This is a genomic window from Acidocella facilis ATCC 35904 (genome assembly GCF_000687875.1).
GTDB lineage: Bacteria > Pseudomonadota > Alphaproteobacteria > Acetobacterales > Acetobacteraceae > Acidocella > Acidocella facilis.
Genome location: NZ_JHYG01000004.1, coordinates 225,202 through 246,183 on the forward strand (window position 1 = coordinate 225,202; position 20,982 = coordinate 246,183).

At 63.9% G+C, this 20,982-nt stretch carries 22 protein-coding genes and 2 riboswitches; of the genes, 9 read left to right on the forward strand and 13 right to left on the reverse strand.

What is annotated here, in order from left to right; translation table 11 throughout:
• Window positions 1-3 precede the first annotated feature (3 nt).
• Window positions 4-528 carry a hypothetical protein gene (locus tag T331_RS0107255; protein WP_008493360.1) on the reverse strand — a complete coding sequence of 175 codons (525 nt, stop codon included), beginning with the start codon at window positions 526-528 and terminating at the stop codon, window positions 4-6.
• 177 nt (window positions 529-705) lie between these two features.
• Window positions 706-1,209 (reverse strand): protein-export chaperone SecB, encoded by a 504-nt coding sequence (gene secB / locus T331_RS0107260; protein ID WP_026439543.1) that lies wholly within the window; start codon window positions 1,207-1,209, stop codon window positions 706-708.
• Window positions 1,210-1,276: 67 nt separating this feature from the next.
• Between secB and argC the strand changes: the two genes are divergently transcribed.
• The 6 genes from argC (at window position 1,277) to T331_RS17690 (ending at window position 7,176) form a co-directional block, all read left to right on the forward strand.
• Window positions 1,277-2,185, forward strand: coding sequence for an N-acetyl-gamma-glutamyl-phosphate reductase (argC, locus tag T331_RS0107265; protein ID WP_026439544.1), 909 nt, complete (start codon window positions 1,277-1,279; stop codon window positions 2,183-2,185).
• Window positions 2,182-2,733, forward strand: coding sequence for a gamma carbonic anhydrase family protein (locus tag T331_RS0107270; RefSeq protein ID WP_035179495.1), 552 nt, complete (start codon window positions 2,182-2,184; stop codon window positions 2,731-2,733). The genes argC and T331_RS0107270 overlap by 4 nt, the downstream gene beginning before the upstream one ends.
• A 41-nt stretch (window positions 2,734-2,774) precedes the next feature.
• The gene (locus T331_RS17685) at window positions 2,775-3,383 is read left to right on the forward strand and encodes a hypothetical protein (protein WP_008493356.1); all 609 of its coding nucleotides are present in this window, start codon (window positions 2,775-2,777) and stop codon (window positions 3,381-3,383) included.
• Between the two features lie 43 nt (window positions 3,384-3,426).
• Window positions 3,427-3,873, forward strand: coding sequence for a phasin family protein (locus T331_RS0107280; protein WP_008493354.1), 447 nt, complete (start codon window positions 3,427-3,429; stop codon window positions 3,871-3,873).
• Between the two features lie 299 nt (window positions 3,874-4,172).
• The gene (gene uvrB / locus T331_RS0107285) at window positions 4,173-6,329 is read left to right on the forward strand and encodes an excinuclease ABC subunit UvrB (RefSeq protein WP_026439546.1); all 2,157 of its coding nucleotides are present in this window, start codon (window positions 4,173-4,175) and stop codon (window positions 6,327-6,329) included.
• Window positions 6,330-6,360: 31 nt separating this feature from the next.
• Complete coding sequence (locus T331_RS17690; RefSeq protein WP_008493352.1) at window positions 6,361-7,176, forward strand: EipB family protein; 816 nt, start codon at window positions 6,361-6,363, stop codon at window positions 7,174-7,176.
• Here the strand turns inward: T331_RS17690 and T331_RS17695 are convergent.
• The 5 genes from T331_RS17695 to lpdA all read right to left on the reverse strand — a co-directional run bounded on the left by T331_RS17695 (window position 7,133) and on the right by lpdA (window position 12,050).
• Window positions 7,133-8,044, reverse strand: coding sequence for a formate/nitrite transporter family protein (locus T331_RS17695; protein ID WP_211248689.1), 912 nt, complete (start codon window positions 8,042-8,044; stop codon window positions 7,133-7,135). The genes T331_RS17690 and T331_RS17695 overlap by 44 nt on opposite strands.
• 81 nt (window positions 8,045-8,125) lie before the next feature.
• The gene (locus tag T331_RS17700) at window positions 8,126-8,641 is read right to left on the reverse strand and encodes a MarR family winged helix-turn-helix transcriptional regulator (RefSeq protein ID WP_051622242.1); all 516 of its coding nucleotides are present in this window, start codon (window positions 8,639-8,641) and stop codon (window positions 8,126-8,128) included.
• Window positions 8,642-8,772: 131 nt separating this feature from the next.
• Entirely contained in the window at window positions 8,773-9,738 is a 966-nt protein-coding gene (glk, locus tag T331_RS0107305) for a glucokinase (RefSeq protein WP_026439547.1), read from the reverse strand.
• Between the two features lie 199 nt (window positions 9,739-9,937).
• Window positions 9,938-10,651 carry a pyridoxine 5'-phosphate synthase gene (locus tag T331_RS0107310; RefSeq protein WP_035179498.1) on the reverse strand — a complete coding sequence of 238 codons (714 nt, stop codon included), beginning with the start codon at window positions 10,649-10,651 and terminating at the stop codon, window positions 9,938-9,940.
• Between the two features lie 7 nt (window positions 10,652-10,658).
• The gene (gene lpdA / locus T331_RS0107315; RefSeq protein WP_008493343.1) at window positions 10,659-12,050 is read right to left on the reverse strand and encodes a dihydrolipoyl dehydrogenase; all 1,392 of its coding nucleotides are present in this window, start codon (window positions 12,048-12,050) and stop codon (window positions 10,659-10,661) included.
• A 204-nt stretch (window positions 12,051-12,254) separates the two neighbouring features.
• Here lpdA and T331_RS19435 point away from each other — a divergent pair, with 204 nt between their 5' ends.
• Window positions 12,255-12,419 carry a DUF3309 family protein gene (locus T331_RS19435; protein WP_008493342.1) on the forward strand — a complete coding sequence of 55 codons (165 nt, stop codon included), beginning with the start codon at window positions 12,255-12,257 and terminating at the stop codon, window positions 12,417-12,419.
• Between the two features lie 92 nt (window positions 12,420-12,511).
• Here T331_RS19435 and T331_RS17705 read toward each other — a convergent pair whose 3' ends face one another.
• Window positions 12,512-12,841, reverse strand: coding sequence for a P-loop NTPase family protein (locus T331_RS17705; RefSeq protein ID WP_051622243.1), 330 nt, complete (start codon window positions 12,839-12,841; stop codon window positions 12,512-12,514).
• Window positions 12,842-12,879: 38 nt separating this feature from the next.
• Between T331_RS17705 and metH the strand changes: the two genes are divergently transcribed.
• Window positions 12,880-16,365, forward strand: a complete 3,486-nt coding sequence (gene metH / locus T331_RS0107330) for a methionine synthase (protein ID WP_026439549.1) — start codon at window positions 12,880-12,882, stop codon at window positions 16,363-16,365.
• A gap of 153 nt (window positions 16,366-16,518) precedes the next feature.
• Here the strand turns inward: metH and T331_RS0107335 are convergent, their stop codons facing one another.
• From T331_RS0107335 to T331_RS0107355, 5 genes are all read right to left on the reverse strand, one after another.
• Window positions 16,519-16,827 (reverse strand): chaperone modulator CbpM, encoded by a 309-nt coding sequence (locus T331_RS0107335; protein ID WP_162173888.1) that lies wholly within the window; start codon window positions 16,825-16,827, stop codon window positions 16,519-16,521.
• The gene (locus tag T331_RS0107340) at window positions 16,827-17,720 is read right to left on the reverse strand and encodes a DnaJ C-terminal domain-containing protein (RefSeq protein ID WP_026439551.1); all 894 of its coding nucleotides are present in this window, start codon (window positions 17,718-17,720) and stop codon (window positions 16,827-16,829) included. Before T331_RS0107340 ends, T331_RS0107335 begins: the two co-directional genes overlap by 1 nt.
• A 228-nt stretch (window positions 17,721-17,948) precedes the next feature.
• Complete coding sequence (locus T331_RS0107345) at window positions 17,949-18,329, reverse strand: response regulator (RefSeq protein ID WP_026439552.1); 381 nt, start codon at window positions 18,327-18,329, stop codon at window positions 17,949-17,951.
• Complete coding sequence (locus tag T331_RS17710) at window positions 18,326-18,667, reverse strand: response regulator (protein ID WP_205619739.1); 342 nt, start codon at window positions 18,665-18,667, stop codon at window positions 18,326-18,328. Before T331_RS17710 ends, T331_RS0107345 begins: the two co-directional genes overlap by 4 nt.
• Window positions 18,668-18,799: 132 nt before the next feature.
• Window positions 18,800-19,585 carry an ABC transporter ATP-binding protein gene (locus T331_RS0107355; protein ID WP_008493334.1) on the reverse strand — a complete coding sequence of 262 codons (786 nt, stop codon included), beginning with the start codon at window positions 19,583-19,585 and terminating at the stop codon, window positions 18,800-18,802.
• Window positions 19,586-19,669: 84 nt separating this feature from the next.
• Window positions 19,670-19,761: riboswitch (glycine riboswitch) on the forward strand.
• A gap of 13 nt (window positions 19,762-19,774) precedes the next feature.
• Window positions 19,775-19,873, forward strand: a riboswitch (glycine riboswitch).
• A 70-nt stretch (window positions 19,874-19,943) separates the two neighbouring features.
• Here T331_RS0107355 and gcvT point away from each other — a divergent pair.
• Window positions 19,944-20,981: a glycine cleavage system aminomethyltransferase GcvT gene (gene gcvT, locus T331_RS0107360; RefSeq protein ID WP_081822157.1), complete on the forward strand. Its 1,038-nt coding sequence runs from the start codon at window positions 19,944-19,946 to the stop codon at window positions 20,979-20,981.
• The last annotated feature ends 1 nt before the right edge of the window (window position 20,982 follow it).

Genomic DNA, 20,982 nt, shown 5'->3' on the forward strand with positions numbered 1-20,982 from the left:
TACTCATTCCTGGCATAATACTGCCTCGGGCAATTCCCATTCCTCAGGTTTTGAGTCAGGATGATACCAGCGGTATTTGTGGATGGTCCATAACAGCAGCCCGCACAATCCCAGCGCAATGCACAGGGCAATTACAAACATCAAATACCACGAAAAAACATCCTGGTTAGGGGCGAGCACAAGCTCGATGACATTCCATACCAGCAGTAAAAGCGTGAAAAGCGAGGATATAAAAGCCAGCCGGCGGAAGCGGCGGACCCATTTTATGGTTTTATAGACATAGATTTTTCGGACAAAGGTTACGGCGAACGCCGACAGGATGACCGCGAAAATAACCGGCCCGATGGGCAAGCCATCTGGCATGAAAACGCTTTGCCAAGCATCGCCGAACCACAGATATAGAATATCAAATATCATCACCAGCGGGGCGACGAATAAACCGCCCCCCAGCCCGGCGCTGCAGAAATTTATCGCCCGCCGGGGTGGGAGATAGGGGCGCATTCCGTCATCTTGGCTTATCGGGCTCATTGATTTTGTCGCCGTTCTTTATGTCCTGGAGTCAGGATACAACTAATCTTGGACTTAATTCGAGATGGTTTGGCGGGAATAAAGCTCTGCAACCAAATCGTTCAGGCTTGTGCGCGGCGCTGGAAGGCCGGCGCGGGCGTGGGGTGTTCTTTAAAAACACCCCACGATTTTAGCGTCTCAGTTCGGCGCGCCGTTGGCGGCGGCGGCGGCGGTGCGGCGCTGGTGCCAGAGGCCGACAAAGTCGATCGGCCCGAGCAGTACCGGCGGGAAGCCGCCATCGCGGGTCACGTCGGCCAGGATGTTGCGGGCGAAGGGGAAAAGCAAACGCGGGCACTCGACCAGCAGAATCGGCTCCTGCTGCTCTTCCGGAATGCCGTTGAGGGTGAACACGCCGGCATAGGACAGCTCGGCGATGAACACGACGGGCGGCTTCTCCTGGGTGCCACCGGCGGATTTCGGCGCCTCGGTGGTGCCCTCGGCGCGGATCGCCAGCGCGACCTCGAAAATGGTCTGCTCTTCCTCGATGCGGCGCACCTGCACGTCCAGATTCAGGTTCACATGCGGCTGGGCGCGCAGCTGGGTGAAGATGGCGGGCGCGCCGGGCACCTCGAAGGAGAGATCCTTGGTGTACTGGATGTTGAGGATCAGCGGTTGCGGCGGCAGGCCGGCTTGTTCGGACATATCTGGTTTCCCTGTTGAAAGGCTGCGCTGCCCTAGCACGCTGGGCAGGGCATGATAAGAGTAGGGCATGACCGCACGCATCTTCATTGACGGCCAGGCCGGGACCACCGGGCTTGGTATCGCCCAGCGCCTTGAGGCGGATGGGGGCTTTTCTCTCGTCACCCTGGCGGATGCGCGCCGAAAGGACCCGGAGGCCCGCGCCGAGGCGATGGGCAATGCGGATCTGACCGTGCTCTGCCTGCCGGATGATGCGGCGCGCGAGGCGGTGGCTATCGCCCCGCAGGGGGCGCGGATTCTGGATGCCAGCACCGCCCACCGGATTGCGCCGGGTTGGGTTTATGGCTTTGCCGAGGCCTGGCCGGACCAGGCGGAGAAGATCGCCAAGGCGCAGCGCGTCGCCAATCCCGGCTGCTACGCCACCGGGGCGATCGCGCTGCTGCGGCCGCTGCTGGGGCTGGGGCTGCTGGCGGCGGATGCACCGGTTTCGATCAACGCCGTTTCCGGCTATTCGGGCGGCGGCAAGGGGATGATCGCGGACCATGAGGCCAAGGGCGGCCCGGCCTATGAGCTGTACGCGCTGGGGCTCAAGCACAAGCATATTCCCGAGATCATGACCTATACCGGGCTGACCCGGGCGCCGATTTTCACCCCCGCCGTGGGCCATTACCACCAGGGCATGCTGGTGAGCCTGCCTTTGCATCTGGACCAGCTGGCCCGGCCCGGCAGTGCCGCGCAGCTGGCCGAGGCCTATGCGGATTTCTATGCCGGGGCGGAAAATATCGTCGTGCAGCGCGGGCTTGCCACCGGCAATCTCGACCCGGAAGCGCTGAACGGCAGCAATCGCCTCGAAATCTTCGTCGCCGGCAATGAGGCGGCGGGGCAGGCGGTGGCGATTGCCCGGCTGGATAATCTCGGCAAGGGCGCCTCCGGGGCGGCGGTGCAGAATTTGAAGCTGATGCTGGGGCTGGCGGCGTGAGCGAGGCGCAGAGCCCGGGGGGCTTGCTTTACGCGCTGGGCAATCTGGCGCCGCGGATCGACCCGACCGCCTGGGTGGCGCCGACGGCGGTGCTGATCGGCGATGTGCGGATCGGGCCGGGGGCGAATATCTGGTTCAACGCCGTGCTGCGCGGCGATACCAACCCGGTGATCGTCGGCGCGCGCTCCAATGTGCAGGATGGGACCATCGTGCATGTGGACCATGACGACCATCCCGCGATCATCGGCGATGATGTGACCATCGGCCATGGCGCCATCATTCATGCCTGCACGCTGGAAAACCGCGCCTTCATCGGCATGGGGGCGACGGTGCTGGATGGCGCGGTGGTGGAGGAAGGCGGGCTGCTCGGCGCGCGGGCCTTGCTGGGGCCGGGCAAGCGCATCGGGCGGCAGGAGCTGTGGACCGGCACCCCGGCGCGGCTGGTGCGGGTGATGAGCGATGCCGAGCGAGCGCGCTGGGATGAGACGGTGCCGCATTATCTCGGCCTCACCGCGCGATATATGAAAAGCTTGCGGCCAATCACTTAATTTTCCTGGAAAATCTTACGGGGCGCGACTAAGTTTCGGGCATGAGCGAACAGGATTTCGAAGCCGCCCTTATCGACGCCGCTTTCGCCCTGGGGGCGCAGGCGGGCTGGCGGCATGTCTCTCCCGCCGCCGCGGCGCGCCATGCCGGGCTGGATCTGGTGCGCGCCCGGGCGCTGTTTCCCTGCACCGGGACAATCCTGAAAAAATTTGGTCGCCTCGCGGATGCGGCGGCGTTGAGCCATGCGCTGCAGGAGGGCAGCGTGCGCGACCGGCTGTTCGATAGTCTGCTGCGCCGGTTCGATTTTCTGCAGGCGCGGCGGCCTGGCGTGCTGGCGCTGATGAAGGCGCTGCCGTCCTGCCCGCCGCTGGCGGTGGCGCTGGCGGAGATGAACATCGCCTCGATGGGCTGGCTGCTGGAAGGGGCGGGGGTGGATGCCACCGGCCTCACCGGGGCGGTGAAAAAACGCGGCCTGCTGGCGGTGTGGCTTTATGGGCTGCGCGCCTGGGCTGCGGATGAGAGCCTGGATCTGACCGCCACCATGGCCGCGGTGGACAGCGCTTTGGCCCGCGCCGAGCGCTTCGCCACGCGCTTTTCCACCGAACCGGCGCCCAAGGCGGCGCCGGAGCCTGAGCTGCCCGCGCCGCTCTGAGGAGCCAAGGCGGGGGATAAAACCATAACCAAGGAGACGAACAATGGTTGAGAAGACGACAAAAGCTGGCACCGCGCCTTTCATGCCCGAGTTCGATATCAAGAAGCTGATGGGGGATATGAAGATCCCCGCGATGCCGGATGTGGAGGCGGTGCTGGCCGCGCATAAGCGCAATCTGGACGCGCTGACCGAGGCCAACCGGGTGGCGCTGGAAGGCGCGCAGCTGGTGGCGCGCCGGCATATGGAGATCATGCAGGAGACGATGTCCGGCCTGACCTCGACCTTGAAGGAACTCGCCGGCAACCAGCCCCCGGCGGTGCGTGCCGCCAAGCAGGCCGAGCTGTTGAAGAAGGCGTATGAGAACGCCGTGGCGAATACCAAGGAGCTGGGGGATTTGATCCAGAAATCCAACGCCGAGGCGATGAGCAAGCTGAATACGCGGTTTTCCGAGGCGATGACGGAGATGAAGGCGCTGTTGGAGAAGAAATAGCGGCCCGATGACGGAGCGGCGCAGCCGCGTAGTCTGAATCGGGCCGCTCCTTCAAAGATTTTTCCCGATGACGGAGCGGCGCAGCCGCGTAGTCTGAATCGGGCCGCTCAAATTAACCAAAAGTTTTTTGGTGCCGCTTTTTTTCAAAAAAGCGGCGAAGAGGCCGGGGCGTGTGCAGCGCCATCGTCACCACCCCAAACGTTTTGTGGCCCTTTTTTAAAAAAGGGCCACACCCCAAAAACTTTTGCGACTTCAGGTCCGGGCTTTTCCAAGGCTGAGCCAGGGGCCATATTGCCCACATGTCCCTGACCTTCATTCCGCAAAAACAGGCGCCCCGGCCGCTGCAGAAGCCGTTGCGCGTGGTCTCAGACTACCAGCCCGCCGGCGATCAGCCCACCGCCATCGCCCAGCTCGTCGAGGGGCTGGGCGCGCAGGAGCGTGACCAGGTGCTGCTGGGGGTGACCGGCTCCGGCAAGACCTTCACCATGGCCAAGGTGATCGAGGCGGCGCAGCGCCCGGCTCTGGTGCTGGCCCCGAACAAGACGCTGGCGGCCCAGCTTTATGCTGAGATGAAGAGCTTCTTCCCCGATAACGCGGTGGAATATTTCGTCTCCTATTACGATTACTACCAGCCCGAAGCCTATGTGCCGCGCTCGGACACCTACATCGAGAAAGACAGCGCGATCAACGAGACGATCGACCGCATGCGCCACGCCGCCACCCAGGCGTTGCTGGAGCGCGGGGATGTCATCATCGTCGCCTCCGTTTCCTGCATCTATGGTATCGGCTCGGTCGAAACCTACTCGAAGATGGTGGTGCGGCTGGAGACCGGCGGGCGGATCGACCGTGATACGCTGGTGAAGGCGCTGGTGGATCTGCAATATCGCCGCAATGACATGGCCTTTGCCCGTGGTTCCTTTAGGGTGCGCGGCGAGACGGTGGATATTTTCCCCTCCCAATATGAGGACCGCGCCTGGCGGGTGACGTTGTTTGGCGATGAGATCGAGAAGATTTCGGAATTCGATCCGCTGACCGGCGAGCAGAGCGCGGCGCTGGAAAATATCTCGGTCTATGCGAATTCGCATTACGTGACGCCGCGCCCGACGCTGAACCAGGCGATTGCCAAGATCAAGATCGAGCTGAAGGAGCAGCTGGCGAAATTCACCGCCGAGGGCAAGCTGCTGGAAGCGGAGCGGCTGCAGCAGCGCACCACCTTCGATATCGAGATGATGGAAACCACCGGCGCCTGCAAGGGCATCGAGAATTATTCCCGCTATCTCTCGGGGCGCAATGCCGGCGAGCCGCCGCCGACCTTGTTTGAATATCTGCCTGAGAACGCCTTGCTGTTTGTCGATGAGAGCCATGTGACGGTGCCGCAGATCGGCGGCATGTATAAAGGCGATTATGCGCGCAAATTCACCCTCTCCGAATATGGCTTCCGGCTGCCGAGCTGCATCGATAACCGGCCGCTGAAATTCGAGGAGTGGGAGCGTTTCCGCCCGCAATCCTTGTTCATCTCCGCCACCCCCGGCCCGTGGGAGATGGAGCGCACCCAGGGCGTGTTCGCCGAACAGGTGATCCGCCCGACCGGGCTGGTCGATCCGGTCACCGAAATCCGCCCGGTCGAGCATCAGGTGGACGATCTGCTGGGCGAAATCAGGCTTGTCACCAAGCAGGGCGGGCGGGTGCTGGTGACGACGCTGACCAAGCGCATGGCCGAGGATCTCACCGAATATCTCACCGAGCAGGGTGTGCGGGTGCGCTATCTGCATTCGGATGTGGATACGCTGGAGCGCATCGAGATCATCCGCGATCTTCGGCTTGGCGCCTATGATGTTCTGATCGGCATCAATCTGCTGCGCGAGGGGCTGGATATTCCGGAATGTATGCTGGTGGCGATTCTGGATGCGGACAAGGAAGGCTTCCTGCGCTCCGTCACCTCGCTGGTGCAGACCATCGGCCGGGCGGCGCGCAATGTCGATGGCCGGGTCATTCTCTATGCCGACACCATGACCCGCTCGCTGAAACAGGCGATCGACGAGACCGAGCGGCGGCGGGCCAAGCAGATGGCCTGGAATGAGGCGCATGGCATCACCCCGCAATCGGTGCGCAAGAATATCGGCGAGGTGATCCATTCGGTGTTCGAGCAGGATTACGTCACCGTGGCGCCGGTGAAGGATGTGAAGGCGGACGAGTTTGTCGGCAAGGATCTGGCCAGCTCCATCGCTGCCTTGGAAACCCGGATGCGCGCCGCGGCCGCGGATCTGGAATTCGAGGAGGCGGCGCGGCTGCGCGATGAGGTGAAGCGGCTGGAGGCGCTGATGCTGGGGCTGGAACCGCCGCCGCTCTCCAGCCGGGCGCCGGCCAAGCCGAAGGGCCCGGTGCCGCTGGGGCCGGGCGGTGGCGGCTATGATCCGGCGATGCGCAAGGGCAGGGGGCGGGCGCGCAAGGTTTGACGGCGCGCGCCGCACTTGTATCCTGCACGCCATGAAGCTCTCCGCCCTCGCCCTGCTGGCCGCCCTGGCCCCGCTGCCATCTCTGGCCGCCGCCCCTGATCTCGCCAGCCAGCTTACCGGCCAGCACGCCGTTTATAAGCTGAGCCTCTCCAAGCTGCGCACCCATGACATCACCGGCGCCACCGGGCAGATGAATTTCAACGTGGTGGATGGCTGCACCGGCTGGGCGACGACGCAGCATATGACGCTGATCATCCGCAATGTTGATGGCTCGCTGACCAAATCGGTGAGCGACTACATTACCTGGGAGAGCAAGGACGGCAAAACCCTGAGCTTCACCCTGCGCGAGAGCGATAATGACGGCAAGGAGAAGATCGACAGCGCCGGCACCGCTACCCATACCGGGCCGGATGACAGCGGCGTGATCGATTATACCGCGCCGACCAAGAAAGAGGTGAAATTGCCGCCGGGCACCTTGTTCCCGATGCAGCATACCGAGGCGCTGCTGGCGGCCGGGCGGGCGGGCAAGCAATTCATCTCGCCCTTGCTGTTCGATGGCACCTCGCCCGATGGCGCCCAGGCCACCTTTATTACCGTGCTCGGCCACCATGGGGCGGAGAAGGCGCCCTGGCCGGATCTGGATAAATTCGCCAGCACCGATGTCGATATCGGCTTTTTCGAGCGCAAGAACCAGGATGAGACGCCGGATTTCCGGACCTCGATGCGCTATTACGAAAACGGTGTGGCAACCGGGCTGGTGCTGGATTTCGGGGATTTCGTGATGAGCGGCAAGCTGACCAGCCTCAGCGTCCCGCCTTCGGCTTGCCCGCCCGCGAAGTCGCCCTGAGATTGGCGTTGCGCCGCTCCTGGCGCTCGCCCTCGCCCAGACGCTCCTCGATCTCCGGCTTGATGGCGCCGTGATTGAGCACCGAGACCATCACGATCCCGCCGGTGATGTTGCCCAGAATGGTGGGGGCAAAGAAATGCGCCGCGTAGTCATAGAGCGTGGCGCTGCCGGCGAGCACGCCATAAGCGGCCTCGGCTGAGCCGGCGATGATGTGGGAGAGCTGAGCGAGCGCCACCACATAGGTGATCAGCAGCACGATCAGCGGGCGCGAGGTGGAGGCGCTGGGCAGAATCCAGACCATCAACGCGATCAGCCAGCCGGCGAAGAAGGCGCGCACGAAGGTGCCAGCGAAGCCCGGATGGATCGCCGCCCGCGCCATCTCCTGCAAGGCCGGGGTGACGGCGGGTGGAAACAGCCCCGGCGCGTGCACCAGCACGGCGAAAATCCAGGTGCCGGCGATATTGGCGGTGAGCACCACCCCCCAGAGCTTGAGCACGCCCAGCAGCGTCGCGCGGTCGCGCCTGGTGATCAGCGGCAGGATGGCGGTGAGGGTGCTTTCGGTGAAAAGCTGCTGGCGGGCGAGGACCACGATGATGAAGCCCACCGCATAGCCGAAGCTGGCCAGGGTATGCCGCCAGGGTGTGTCCGGCAGGCCGGCGGTGAGCAGCGCCTGGGTGAGGAAGGAAAACCCCATCGAGAGCCCGGCCGCCAGGCCCGAGAGGGCCAACGCGCCGGGTTTGCGGGCCAGTTCTTCCTCGCCCTCGTGGCGGATGATTTCATGGATGAGAAACGCATCCGGCACGGAATGGCGTTCGGCCAGACGCAGCTCGCCATCGTCGAGATGCTGCAATTGATTGTCTTCAGCCACAGCCCCTCCGGCGATGCGTGTTAGCCGCCTCACTTAAGCGCGGACAGAGCCGGATACATCGGGGCGCGGGTGAAGGTTTTTTTAGCTTGGCCCGGAACTCAAATCCCTGCCGAATTGCAGCTTCAGCTTGGCGCGGGCATGTTCATTGCCGCCATCGACCAGATTGGCCAGCAGCGAGAGGAATAATTCCTGCTCCGCCTCGTCCAAAGGGGCCAGAATGCGTTCATTGGCGCGCGCCATCGGGGCCTGCATGCGGGTGAGGGCGGCCTTGCCCTTGGCGGTGAGGTGCAGCAGCTTCTGGCGCTGGTCGCGCCGGCTGATCGCCCGGCGGATCAACCCGCCGCTTTCCAGCCGCGCGGCAACGCTGGCCAAGGTGGCGCGATCGACCCCGATTTCCTCGGCGATGGCGGACTGGTCCCGCCCGGCCTGCTTGGAAATCGCGCGCAGCACGCTGAGCTGCACCGGGGTGATCTCCAGCCCCATCGTCTCGTCGGCGAACAAGGCAACGTAGATCTGGTGCAGACGTCGGATCATGAAGCCTGGATTATGCATCGTCTCGCAAGTGAATGGGCTTTTGCCGCCAATGCCGATATCCATGACTGCGTATCCTGTTTGTAGAAAAATTGATACAATTATCTTATCAGGTTAGGTCAGTTAGCATCATTCACTTAAAAAAAACAACTCTTACGTTGCATCACAAATCATTGAACAACTCTGTGGTGCGGCATTTAGGCGGCGGTGGAGGCGGCTCCCAGCAAACCGGGGCAGGCGTGCACGATCAGCTTGACCGGAATCCGTGCCATTAGAGGTTGAAAGCGCCCCTTATCCAAGAAACGATGCACAAAGCCTGTTCTGGGCAGAATATGTAGCAGCCTCGGAATAATTCCACCAGCGATTACAACCGCGCTGGCGCCATGGGCCAGCGCATAGTCTCCGGCGACCGCGCCCAGCGCCGCGCCGAAGCGTGAAATCGCCTCCATGGCGATTTCATCTACCCCATCGATGCCGCTTTGCCAAAGGGCGGCGTCCGGACCCGGATGGGCGGGCAGGTTGCGGGCGGCGGCCAGGGTTTCATCTATGGCGCGCAGGCCCGGGCCGGAGACGACGCGTTCGGCGGAGACCCGCCCGTGCCGGGCGCGCAGCCTGGCCAGCAGCTCGTCCTCGAACTCGTCCAAGGGTGCGAAGCTGATATGGCCGCCTTCGCATTCCAGCACATGGGTATGGGTGGCGGTGCGCAGCACCTGGGCGACGCCCAGCCCGGTGCCAGGGCCGACGATGGTGATTATCCCCTGGGCCGGCAACGGGCCGGGCGGGCCGGCGAGATGCACGTAATCAGGCTCCTGCAGCTGCGACAGGCTATGGCCGACGGCGCCGAAATCATTGATGAAGTCCAGCCGCTCCAGCCCGAGCTTGGCTTTCAGCGCCGCCGGGCGGATGCTCCAATGGGTGTTGGTGAGTTTCAGCACCTCGCCCTGCACCGGGCAGGCGATGGCGATGGCGGCCTCGCGCGGCAGGGGCCTGCCGGTTTCGCGGGCGAAGATCGACCAGGCTTCGGCGAAGCCGCCGACATCGCGGGTCTGGATCTGCACGGTTTCACCCAACGCCACCACCCGGCCTTGTTCGATCCGCGCCAGACAGAAGCGCGCATTGGTGCCGCCGATATCCCCGGCGACGATTTCTTTATTCGCGGTCATGAAGTTAATGTGTTGCCCCCGCGTCCGAATGCAAACCTGCGGAGATTGCAACGCCCCGACGCCAAGGTTGCAAAAGTTTTTGGGGGTTTGGCCCTTTTTTCAAAAAGGGCCAAGAAATGTTTGGGGTGTTGACGGCGCAACCGCCACCGCCCCCAACGTTTTCGCGGCTTTTTTGTAAAAAAGCCGCCCCAAAAAACTTTTATTTAATGCGGGCTTCGATCATCAGCCGCTTCATTTCGGCGATCGCCGCCGGCAGGCCGATCAGCAATGCCTCACCCATCAGGAAATGGCCGATATTGAGCTCGGTCACTTCCGGCAGGGCGGCGACGGGCGAGACATTGGCGAAGGTCAGCCCATGGCCTGCATGGCATTCCAGCCCGGCCTTGGTGGTCAGCGTCGCCGCCTCGCGCAGCCGGTCCAGCTCGCCCAATTTGCCATTGGCATAGGCGCCGGTATGCAGCTCCACCACCTGTGCGCCAACCTCGGCGGCGGCGTGGATCTGCGCCTCGTCCGGGTCCACGAACAAAGAGACGCGGATGCCCGCATCCTTCAGCCGGGCGATGGCGGGGCGCAGCGCCTCGCGCTGATTGAACACGTCCAGCCCGCCCTCGGTGGTGATCTCGGCCCGGCGCTCGGGCACGATGCAGCAGCCATGCGGCTTCAGCCGGGTGGCGATGGCGACCATCTCGTTCGTCGCCGCCATCTCGAAATTCACCGGCTTGCCGGCCCAGGCGCAGATCGCCTCGGCATCGGCATCGCGGATATGGCGCCGGTCCTCGCGCAGATGGATGGTGATGCCATCCATGCCCGAGCCGACCAGCGCCTTGGCCACCGTCAGCGGATCGGGATGGTTGCCGCCACGCGCGTTCCGCAACGTGGCGACATGATCGATATTGACGCCGAGACGGATCATGGCGCGATCAGATATGGATCGGCCGGCCGTCCACGGCCAGGGCGGCTTCCTTCACCACTTCGGCCAGGGTCGGGTGGGCGTGGCAGGTGCGGGCCACGTCCTCGGCGGAGGCGCCGAATTCGATGCCCATGGTGCATTCGGCGATCAGCCCGCCCGCATCCGGCCCGATGATATGGGCGCCGAGCAGCTGGTCGGTGGTCTTGTCGGCCAGCAGCTTCACGAAGCCCTCGGTGGCGCCCATGGCGCGGGCGCGGCCATTGGCCATGAACGGGAATTTGCCGACCTTATAGGCCACGCCGGCGGCTTTCAGCTCTTCCTCGGTTTGCCCAACGGAGGCGACTTCCGGCCACGTATAGACGACGCTCGGGATGGCGCCGTAATTCACATGGCCATGCTGGCCGGCCAGGATCTCGGCCAAAGCCACACCCTCTTCCTCGGCCTTGTGGGCCAGCATCGCGCCGGCGACGACGTCGCCGATCGCGTACACGCCCGGGACGTTGGTTTCGAAATGCTTGCCGATCTTCACGCGGCCGCGCTCGTCGGTCTCAACCCCGGCGGCTTCCAGGTTCAGCCCGGCGGTGTAGGCGTAGCGGCCGATGGCCAGCAGCACCACGTCGGCGGTGATGGTCTTGGCCTCGCCGCCCTTGGCCGGCTCGACGCTGAGGGTGACTTTTTCGCCCTCGACCTTGGCGGAGGTGACCTTCTGGCCCAGCTCGAACTTGAAGCCCTGCTTGGTCAGGATCTGCTGGAAGCTCTTGGAGATCTCGCCATCCATGGTGGGCGTGATCTTTTCCAGGAACTCGATGACGGTGACTTCCGCACCCAGACGGCGCCAGACCGAGCCCATCTCCAGCCCGATCACGCCGCCGCCGATGACGACCAGATGGCCCGGCACCTTGTCCAGCTCCAGCGCGCCGGTGGAGGTGACGATGCGCTTCTCATCGACCTCGACGCCCTTCAGCGGGGTGGAATCGGAGCCGGTGGCGATGACGATATGCTTGGCGGTATAGCCCTTCCCCTCGACCTCGATCTCGTTCTTGGCGGTGAACTTGGCAGCACCCTTGATCCAGGTGACCTTGTTCTTCTTGAACAGGAACTCGATGCCCTTGGTGTTGGCGCTCACCACCTCGCCCTTGCGGGCCTGCATGCGGGCGAGATCGAGCTTGATGCCTTCGATCTGGATGCCGTGATCGGCGAAGCCATGCGCCGCCTCGTGGAAATTTTCGGAGGATTGCAGCAGCGCCTTGGAGGGGATGCAGCCGATATTCAGGCAGGTGCCGCCCAGCGTGGCGCGCTTCTCGACGCAGGCCACCTTGAAGCCGAGCTGCGCCGCGCGAATGGCGCAGACATAGCCGCCCGGCCCGGACCCGATCACGATAACGTCGAAAGCTTCGGCCATTTTTCCCTCTCCAAGCGCTGATAAATACTTTGCGCCCCGGCTCTTAGACCCAACCGGCGCGCCGGACAATTCGCCAGCCGAAGGGCAGCCCAGCTTTTTCCGGGGCTTGGGTGGGGTTTCGGGGATTTCATGAACGTCTCATGCGGCCCCGGCGCGGCGCGCACCATGTCCTGTTCAGCTTGGCTTCATTATCGGAGGTTTATCATGGGTTTGATTCTGATCATCATTCTGCTGGTGCTGCTGTTTGGCGGCGGTGGCGGGTATTATGCGCATCGCTCTTATGGCGGCCGCGGGTCGGGCGGGGTGCTGGGGCTGATCATCATCGTGCTGCTGATCATCTGGCTGGCGGGCGGCTTCCACACGGCGTAAAAGTTTTTAGGGGTTGAAGGGGGATTTTTGCAAAAATCCCCCTTCAGACAAAAGCCCGGACCGCCCCCTCGCGGGGCGTCCGGGCTTTTGTCTCATCCCAGCCGAAACCGCGCTTTCGTCACCGCATCCTGCTCCAGCGCCGCCTTGATATCCGCCTCCCCCTGCAACGAGGCCAGAATCACCACACGCTCGAAATAAGGTGCCGCCCCCATCGCCCGGTCCCGGTACAGGGCGGAGAAGGCATTCGCCGCCGGGCCGCGCGCCGTGCAGCAGAAGCAGCCGGGCTGGTGGCCAAAGCGCGGGGCGGTGAAACGCATGGCATGGCCGGCCGGCGGCATGGCGTGGCCATCCTCCACCAGCACCGCGTCAAGCGGGCCGGGCGTGCCCCCTATATAAACCGGAATGCGGCCATCCTTTTCCATGACTTGGAAATGGGGGTGCGGGGGGCTATTTGGCAAGCATGTCAAAGCGTCCACATCTGCTCGAAGCCCTCTCCCGTAACGTTCTGCTCTGCGATGGCGGCATGGGCTCGCGCGTGCAGGCGCTGACCCTCGATATCGAGAAAGATTTCTGGGACAAGGAAAACTGTACGGAAGTGCTGAACCTGTCCCGGCCGGATCTCGTGCGCGAGATCCATCGCGGCTATTTCGAGGCCGGCTCGGACATGGTGCAGACCAATTCCTTCGGTGGCTCGCCGATCACGCTGGCGGAGTTCGAGCTGCAGGACCGCGCCTTCGAGATCAACAAAATTGCCGGCGAGCTGGCGCGCGAGGCGGCGGAGAGCTTCGCCGATGGCCGGCAGCGCTGGGTGGTCGGCTCGATCGGGCCGGGGACCAAGCTGCCGAGCCTGGGCAATATCGCCTATGACCCGCTGGAGGAGGCGCTCTACGCCCAATGCGTCGGGCTGCTGGCCGGCGGGGTGGATGCGCTGCTGATCGAGACCTGCCAGGACACGCTGCAGATCAAGGCGGCGGTGAATGGGGCCAAGCGCGCCATTCGTGAGGCCGGCAAGGATACGCCGATTTTCGTGCAGGTGACGGTGGAGACCACCGGCACGCTGCTGGTGGGGCCGGACATCGCCGCCGCGGCCACCGTGATCCACGCGCTGGATGTGCCGTTGATGGGGCTGAACTGCGCCACCGGCCCGCAGGAGATGGCCGAGCATGTGCGCTATCTCTCCCAGAACTGGCCCGGCAAGATTTCCGTGCAGCCGAATGCCGGCCTGCCCGAGCTGGTGGATGGCCAGACCCATTACCCGCTGGGCGGTGCCGAGATGGCGAGCTGGGTGGAACGTTTCGTGGTCGAGGACGGGGTGAACCTGATCGGCGGGTGCTGCGGCACCTCGATCCCGCATATCCAGGCGCTGGACGGGATGCTGAGGAAGCTGGGCAATCCGCGCCCGGCGCCAATCGCGCGCAAATTCCACTGGGTGCCGTCCGTCGCCAGCCTTTATGGCGCGGTGCCGCTGCGCCAGGAGAACGCTTATTTCTCCATCGGCGAGCGCTGCAACGCCAATGGCTCGAAGAAATGGCGCGAGCTGCAGGAAAGCGGCGACTGGGATGGCTGTGTCGCCATGGGCCGCGAGCAGGTGGCGGAAGCCTCCAACGCGCTGGATATCTGCACCGCCTTCGTCGGGCGTGACGAGATCGCCGAGATGAACCAGGTGATCACCCGCTTCACCTCCTCGGTGAACGCGCCTTTGGTGATCGATTCCACCGAGACGCCGGTGATCGAGGCGGCGCTGAAGCTGCATGGCGGCAAGCCGATCATCAACTCGATCAATTTCGAGGATGGCGAGGGCCATGCGCATGAGCGCCTGAAGCTCGCGAAGAAGTTTGGCGCGGCGATGATCGCGCTGACCATCGATGAGGTCGGCATGGCCAAGGAGCCGGCCGACAAGCTGCGCATCGCCGAGCGGCTGGTGGCCTTTGCCTGCGACCAGTACGGGCTGCCGCAATCCGATCTGATGATCGACCCGCTGACCTTCACCATCGCCACCGGCAATGAGGATGACCGCAAGCTGGGGCAATGGACGCTGGAAGGCATCAAGCTGATCCGGGATAAATTCCCCGACATCCAGATCATTCTCGGCCTCTCCAACATCTCCTTCGGCCTCAACCCCGCCGCGCGGGCGGTGCTGAATTCGGTGTTCCTGGACCATGCGGTGAAGGCCGGCATGACCGGGGCGATCGTGCATGTCTCCAAGATCCGGCCGCTGCATCTGATCGACCCGGCGGAGGTGAAGGTGTGCGAGGATCTGATCTTCGACCGCCGCGAAGAAGGCTATGACCCGTTGCAGAAGCTGCTGGAGATGTTCGCGGACCGCAAGGCGGCGGACGCCACCAAGAAGAAGCGCGCCGAAACCCCGGAAGGGCGGCTGAAGGACCGCATCGTCGATGGCGACCGCAAGGGGCTGACCGAGGATCTGGACGAGGCGCTGAAAACCCACAAGCCGCTGGAGATCATCAACAACATCCTGCTGGATGGGATGAAGGTGGTGGGCGAGCTGTTCGGGGCGGGCAAGATGCAGCTGCCCTTCGTGCTGCAATCGGCCGAGACGATGAAGGCGGCGGTGGCTTATCTGGAGCCGATGATGGAGCGCGTCGAGGGTGAGGAGCGCGGCATCATCGTGCTCGCCACGGTGAAGGGCGATGTGCATGACATCGGCAAGAACCTGGTCGACATCATCCTCACCAATAACGGCTACAAGGTCGTCAATCTCGGCATCAAGGTGCCGCTGGCGGAGATGGTGGCGGCGGCGAAGGAACACAAAGCCCACGCCATCGGCATGTCCGGCCTGCTGGTGAAATCCACCGTGGTGATGCGCGAGAATCTGGAAGAGATGTCCCGCCAGGGGCTGGATATTCCGGTGATGCTGGGCGGGGCGGCGCTGACCCGCAATTATGTCGAGGAGGATTGCGCCGCTTCCTACGCCTCCGGCCGTGTCGCCTATGCGCGGGATGCGTTCGACGGGCTGCATCTGATGGACAAGGTGACGGGGAATGATTTCGACGATTACCTCGCCGCGATCCAGGCCAAGCGCGCCGGCAAGGCCCGCAACACCAAGCGCACGCTGGGCCAGGCGGAGGCGAGCGCCTTCGCGCCGGTGGATGTGAAGGAGGTGCAGGCCCGCCGCCGGCGTTTGAACGCGGACCAGCCGGATGTGGTGCCGCCCTTCTGGGGGGCGAAGGTTTTGGAGGCCGCGCCGAAGGCGGTGGTGCCGTTCCTGAATGAGCGCTCACTCTTCCAGTTCCAATGGGGCTTTCGCAAGCAGGGCAAGAGCCTGGAGGATTTCATGGGCTGGGCGCGCCAGGAGCTGCGGCCGGTGATGAAGCGCATGCTCGATCTCTGCGAGGCGGAGCGCATCCTGCACCCGCAGGCCGTGTATGGCTATTGGAAGGCGGCGGGGCAGGGGAATGATCTGATCCTGTTCGATGAGGACGGCACCGCCGAAGTTGCCCGCTTCGCGCTGCCGCGCCAGCCCAGGCAGGATGGCGAATGCATCGCGGATTTCTTCCCGGACGTGGAGGATGGGCGCGGCGTGATCGGGCTGCAGGCGGTGACCATGGGGCAGAAGGCGTCCGAGGTGGCGCGGGAATGGTTCGAGGGCAATCGCTACCAGGATTACCTCTATTTGCACGGCGTTTCGGTGGAGATGGCGGAGGCGCTGGCGGAATACACCCATAAGCGCATCCGCGCCGAGCTGGGCTTCGCGGCGGAGGATGACCGGGAGATGGAGAAGATGCTGGGGCAGGGCTATCGCGGCTCGCGCTACAGCTTCGGCTACCCGGCCTGCCCGAAGCTGGAGGACCAGGAGCAGCTGTTGCGGCTGCTGGGGGCGGAGCGGATTGGGATTTCGCTGTCGGATGAGCATCAGCTGCATCCGGAACAGAGCACCAGCGCGATTGTGGTGTTGAACAGCCACGCGAAGTATTTTTCGGTGTAAAAAGTTTTTGGCGTCCCGATGACGGAGCGGCGCAGCCGCGTAGTCTGAATCGGGCCGCCAAAATCCAAAGAGAAACGTTTGGGGTTTTGACGACGACGTAGTCAACGCCCGAACGTTTTTGTCGCTTTTTGAAAAAAGCGACACCAAAAACTTTTATTTATTTAGTTTATCCAGAATCGCCTCGCGCGCCTCCGGTGGCAGGCTCGCCAGCGCCGCGTTCAGCTTCGCCGCGTTGCGCCGCAACTCGTAGAGCTGGTCCAGCAGCGACAGCACCACCGGCATCGCCGCCTCGCCAATCTCCAGATCATGGCGCAGCGTCTGGATCAGCCTGATCCGTGCCACATCCACCGCCTCGAACTGCCATGCCCCCTGCGCGCCGCGCGCGCGGACCCAGGCGGCGTCGATCCAGCCGCCCAGCTCCGCCTCGTCCAGCCCGGAAATATGCAGAGACTCGAAATCCATCATTTCAGCCCCTCCCTTGGGTTGAAGCCGGGCTGCTCCCAGCTTTCCAGGAATGTCTTCAACGCCGCATCGGCCGGGCCGATGACCACGTTCAGCTTCACATGCAGATCCCCCGCCTCGTGCTTGCCATGCGCCGGCACGCCGCGCCCGCGCAGCCGCATCTCGGTGCCGCTCTCGGTGCCGGGGCGGATCGTCATCGCCACATCGCCGGCCGGGGTGGGCAGGGTGATCTTCGCCCCCAGCACCGCCTCCTTCATCGAGACCGGCACTTCCATATGAATGTTGCGGCCCATGCGGCGGTAGAATTTATGCGGCGCGACATGGATTTCGATCAGCGCATCGCCATCCGGCCCGCCTTTGGCGCCGGGATCGCCCTTGCCACGCAGGCGCAGAATATCCCCTTCCTCGGTGCCGGGGGGAATTTTCACATCCAGCGTGCCGCCATCGGGCAAGGTGATGCGCCTTGTGGCGCCGCTTACCGCCTCCAGGAAGCCAACCTCCAGGCTATATTGCCGATCCCGCCCCTTGGCCGGGCCGCGCGGGCGCTGGTTGAAGATGTTGCCGAACAGATCCTCGAAATCCGCGCCACCGCCGGCACCGGAATAGGCGTAGCGCTCGCCCGGCCCGGCCTCGGCATATTGGCGCCAGCTCTGCGCCTGGGGACGCTCGGCCCCCGAGGCGTCGATCTCGCCGCGATCATATTTGCCGCGCTTCTCGGCGTCGCTGAGCAGGTCATAGGCGCCGGAGATGGATTTGAAGGTCTCCTCCGCCGCCTTGTTGCCGGGGTTGAGATCCGGATGGTGCTTCTTCGCCAGCTTGCGATAGGCGGAACGGATTTCGTCCGCGCTGGCCTCTTTCTTCACACCGAGAATTTTATACGGGTCGTCTGCCATGCTCGTCCCTGAATCGAAGGTAATGCAACCTAGAGCGCTTTCAGGCTGACCGTAAACGGTCGGCGCGCTCTAGCTCTTTGTTTCGACGAGCAACTTTACGTCCCTGAATGATTCCAGTCAGGGTCGTGTTGCTCTACCCCTAAGATAGGGAGGCAAAGCTTGATTTAACAACGCCCCGGCACGGTAAAGCCGGCTGCCGGGCGCATCAGCTTTTCAGCGCGAACGCGCTTACTGGCCGTGCCGCCGGGCGGTGAGCCGCTTGATCTGCTCCAGCAGATATTGATGATCGTAAGGCGGGTTTTCTTCCGGCCCCATCTCGCACAGATCATGCGCTTTGGCGGCGGTGCTGGCCAGGCCGGCGCTCAGCACCACGTCGAGATCCGGGAAGGCCTCGCGGGCCAGGCGCGCCGCGGCAAAGCCGACCTCGCCACGGGAGAACAGCACATCCACGTGCACCTTGCCGGACTCCAGCAGATGCCGCGCCTCCTCCAGCCCGGCCGCCTCGGCGACGTGATAGCCGCATTCGCGCAGATATTCCGCCACCGTATGGCGCACCAGCACATCGGGTTCCACCAGCAGAACCCGTAACAGCTCTTCCGTCTCGCTCATTTCGCCTCCCGTCCCAGCAGGTCCAATGTCGCCTTCGCCGCCGTCTCCAGCCGGTAGGGCTTGGCCAGGAACAGGCCCAGCGCCGAAACATTCTCCCGGCCCGGATTGGCGGAGGTGATGATGCGTTTGAGTTCCGGATAGGCGGTGGCGATGCGGCGCATCAGCTCCAGCCCGTTGATCGAGCCCGGCATGGTGATATCCGAAAACACCAGATCCGCATCGCCGCCGGCTTGCAGATAGGTCCAGGCATCGTCGGCGTTGCTCGCCTCGATCACGCGCAGGCCCTCATTGCGCAGCGCTTCCGCCAGCAGCAGCCGGATCACCGGCTCGTCTTCCACAAGCAAAACGGCGGCCTGCGCTTGGGAAGAGGGCGGAGATTTGATGGAGAGCATAGGGAGCAAGCGAGATCCGGCCGTTATGGAATTCTCATGTGGGAGAGGCAGGGGCTTCGCGCAATCCCATCAATTCTATCAATGTTTCAATGTGCTCGACAGAAATTGCCGGAAGCGCTCGGTCTTGGGCGCGGCGAACATCTCGTGTGGCGCGCCTTCCTCCTCGGTCTGGCCCTTATGCAGGAACATCACCCGGCTCGCGACCTCGCGCGCGAAGCCCATCTCATGGGTGACGACGAGCATGGTGCGGCCTTCCTTGGCCAAATCGCGCATCACTTTCAGCACCTCGCCGACCAGCTCCGGGTCCAAAGCCGAGGTCGGCTCATCGAACAGCAGCACGTCCGGCTCCATCGCCAGCGCCCGGGCGATGGCGACGCGCTGCTGCTGGCCGCCGGAGAGCTGGGCGGGGAAGGCGTCCAGCTTGGCGGAGAGCCCGACCTTCTCCAGCATCGCCTCGGCCTTGGCGCGGGCGGTCTTCTTGTCCTGCTTGAGCACATGCACCGGCGCTTCCATGACGTTCTGCAGCACGTTCATATGGCCCCAGAGATTGAATTGCTGGAACACCATGGAGAGCCGGGCGCGCAGCCGCTCCAGCTGTTTCGGGTCGGCACAGGCGCGGCCGCCCTTGCCCTGGGTCATCGCGATGGTCTCGCCCTTGATCGCGACACTGCCCTGGTCGGGCATTTCCAACATGTTGATGCAGCGCAGGAAGGTGCTCTTGCCCGAGCCGGAAGAGCCGAGAATGGCGATCACATCCTGGTCGCGCGCCGACAGGGACACGCCCTTGAGCACCTCCACCGATCCGAAGGATTTATGGATGTTCTCCACCGCGAGGGCGGGGGCGGTCTGGTTGGCGTCTAGCATGCGGGGCCTCGATCTGGTTTTTGCGCGTAAGGGGCAGATTCAGCTTTGCAAAATACGTACCCTCGGGCAAAAGGGAAGCGTCCTTACGCGGACGCAGGAGAGAGCGGGGCTTGCCCCGCCGCCGAAGGCGCAACCGGCCCCCGGAACCGCTCAGGCAAAAGGGCTGCGGACCGGTCGCCGTTTTGCGGGGAAGGACACTCTGGAAAGCCGGCGGGAGCCCCCGCCGCACCGACGGGGTCAAGGGTTTCACCACCCGAATCTCTCAGGTCACAGGACAGAGGGGGGTCAGATTTTCCGGGGCGCGCCGCGCGCCGGGTGAACTGACTTTTGGGGGATTTTTCTTTTGGCCCAGACTCCTTTGGACGCTTTGCATCGCCGGCGCGGCGCGCGCATGGTGGAATTCGCCGGCTATGATATGCCGTTGCAATATCAGGGTATCATCGCCGAACATATGGCCTGCCGCACCGGCGCGGCCTTGTTCGATGTTTCGCATATGGGGCAGGCGGAGATTGCCGACGTGGCCGGGCTGGCCCGCTTCGTGCCAGGTGATGTCGCCGGGCTGAAGCCGGGGCGGCAGCGTTACACGCTGCTGCTGAATGAGGCGGGTGGCATTCTCGATGATCTGATGATGGCCAATCTCGGCGCGCATATCCAGCTGGTGCTGAATGCCGGGCGCAAGGCGGCGGATGTGGCGCATCTGCGTGGCAATGGACTCGATGTCCATACCAGGTTCGACCGCGCGCTGCTCGCCCTGCAGGGCCCGAAAGCCAAGGATGTGCTGCCCGAGGCGGCCGGGCTGAAATTCATGGATGTGGCGGCGCTGGTGGTCGAGGGGATCGACTGCATCGTCACCCGCTCCGGCTATACCGGCGAGGACGGATTCGAGATTGGCTGTGCCGGCGAGAACGGCGAGGCGCTGGCGGAAAAGCTGCTGGCGCGCGGCGCGGTGCTGGCGGGGCTCGGGGCGCGGGATTCGCTGCGGCTGGAAGCCGGGCTGCCGCTCTATGGCAATGATATCGATGAGACGACCGACCCGGTTTCCGCCGGGCTCGGCTTCGCGCTCTCGAAGAAGCGGCTGGAGCATGCGGATTTCCTGGGTGCCGCCGCGCTGGCGGCGGTGCAGGCCAAGGGGCCGGCGCGGCGTCTGGTCGGCATAAGGCTGGAGGGCCGCGCGCCCGCCCGTGCCGGGGCCGAGATCCGGGGCAAGGACGGGCAGAGCCTCGGCCATGTCACCTCCGGGGTGTTTTCCCCCACACTGAATGCCCCGATCGCGCTCGGCTATGTCCGCGCCGATGCGGCTGAAACCGGCACCGCGCTCGATCTGATCGTGCGTGACAAGCCGCTTCCCGGGCAGGTCACGGACCTGCCCTTCGTTCCTCATAACTATGTCCGCTGAA

Coding starts and splice junctions, on each gene's coding strand:
- T331_RS0107255 (WP_008493360.1), bottom strand. CDS start 528: ATGAGCCCGATAAGCCAAGATGACGGAATGCGCCCCTATCTCCCACCC.
- secB (WP_026439543.1), bottom strand. CDS start 1,209: ATGTCCGAACAAGCCGGCCTGCCGCCGCAACCGCTGATCCTCAACATC.
- argC (WP_026439544.1), top strand. CDS start 1,277: ATGACCGCACGCATCTTCATTGACGGCCAGGCCGGGACCACCGGGCTT.
- T331_RS17685 (WP_008493356.1), top strand. CDS start 2,775: ATGAGCGAACAGGATTTCGAAGCCGCCCTTATCGACGCCGCTTTCGCC.
- T331_RS0107280 (WP_008493354.1), top strand. CDS start 3,427: ATGGTTGAGAAGACGACAAAAGCTGGCACCGCGCCTTTCATGCCCGAG.
- uvrB (WP_026439546.1), top strand. CDS start 4,173: ATGTCCCTGACCTTCATTCCGCAAAAACAGGCGCCCCGGCCGCTGCAG.
- T331_RS17690 (WP_008493352.1), top strand. CDS start 6,361: ATGAAGCTCTCCGCCCTCGCCCTGCTGGCCGCCCTGGCCCCGCTGCCA.
- T331_RS17700 (WP_051622242.1), bottom strand. CDS start 8,641: ATGGATATCGGCATTGGCGGCAAAAGCCCATTCACTTGCGAGACGATG.
- glk (WP_026439547.1), bottom strand. CDS start 9,738: ATGACCGCGAATAAAGAAATCGTCGCCGGGGATATCGGCGGCACCAAT.
- T331_RS0107310 (WP_035179498.1), bottom strand. CDS start 10,651: ATGATCCGTCTCGGCGTCAATATCGATCATGTCGCCACGTTGCGGAAC.
- lpdA (WP_008493343.1), bottom strand. CDS start 12,050: ATGGCCGAAGCTTTCGACGTTATCGTGATCGGGTCCGGGCCGGGCGGC.
- T331_RS19435 (WP_008493342.1), top strand. CDS start 12,255: ATGGGTTTGATTCTGATCATCATTCTGCTGGTGCTGCTGTTTGGCGGC.
- T331_RS17705 (WP_051622243.1), bottom strand. CDS start 12,841: ATGGAAAAGGATGGCCGCATTCCGGTTTATATAGGGGGCACGCCCGGC.
- metH (WP_026439549.1), top strand. CDS start 12,880: ATGTCAAAGCGTCCACATCTGCTCGAAGCCCTCTCCCGTAACGTTCTG.
- T331_RS0107335 (WP_162173888.1), bottom strand. CDS start 16,827: ATGGATTTCGAGTCTCTGCATATTTCCGGGCTGGACGAGGCGGAGCTG.
- T331_RS0107340 (WP_026439551.1), bottom strand. CDS start 17,720: ATGGCAGACGACCCGTATAAAATTCTCGGTGTGAAGAAAGAGGCCAGC.
- T331_RS0107345 (WP_026439552.1), bottom strand. CDS start 18,329: ATGAGCGAGACGGAAGAGCTGTTACGGGTTCTGCTGGTGGAACCCGAT.
- T331_RS0107355 (WP_008493334.1), bottom strand. CDS start 19,585: ATGCTAGACGCCAACCAGACCGCCCCCGCCCTCGCGGTGGAGAACATC.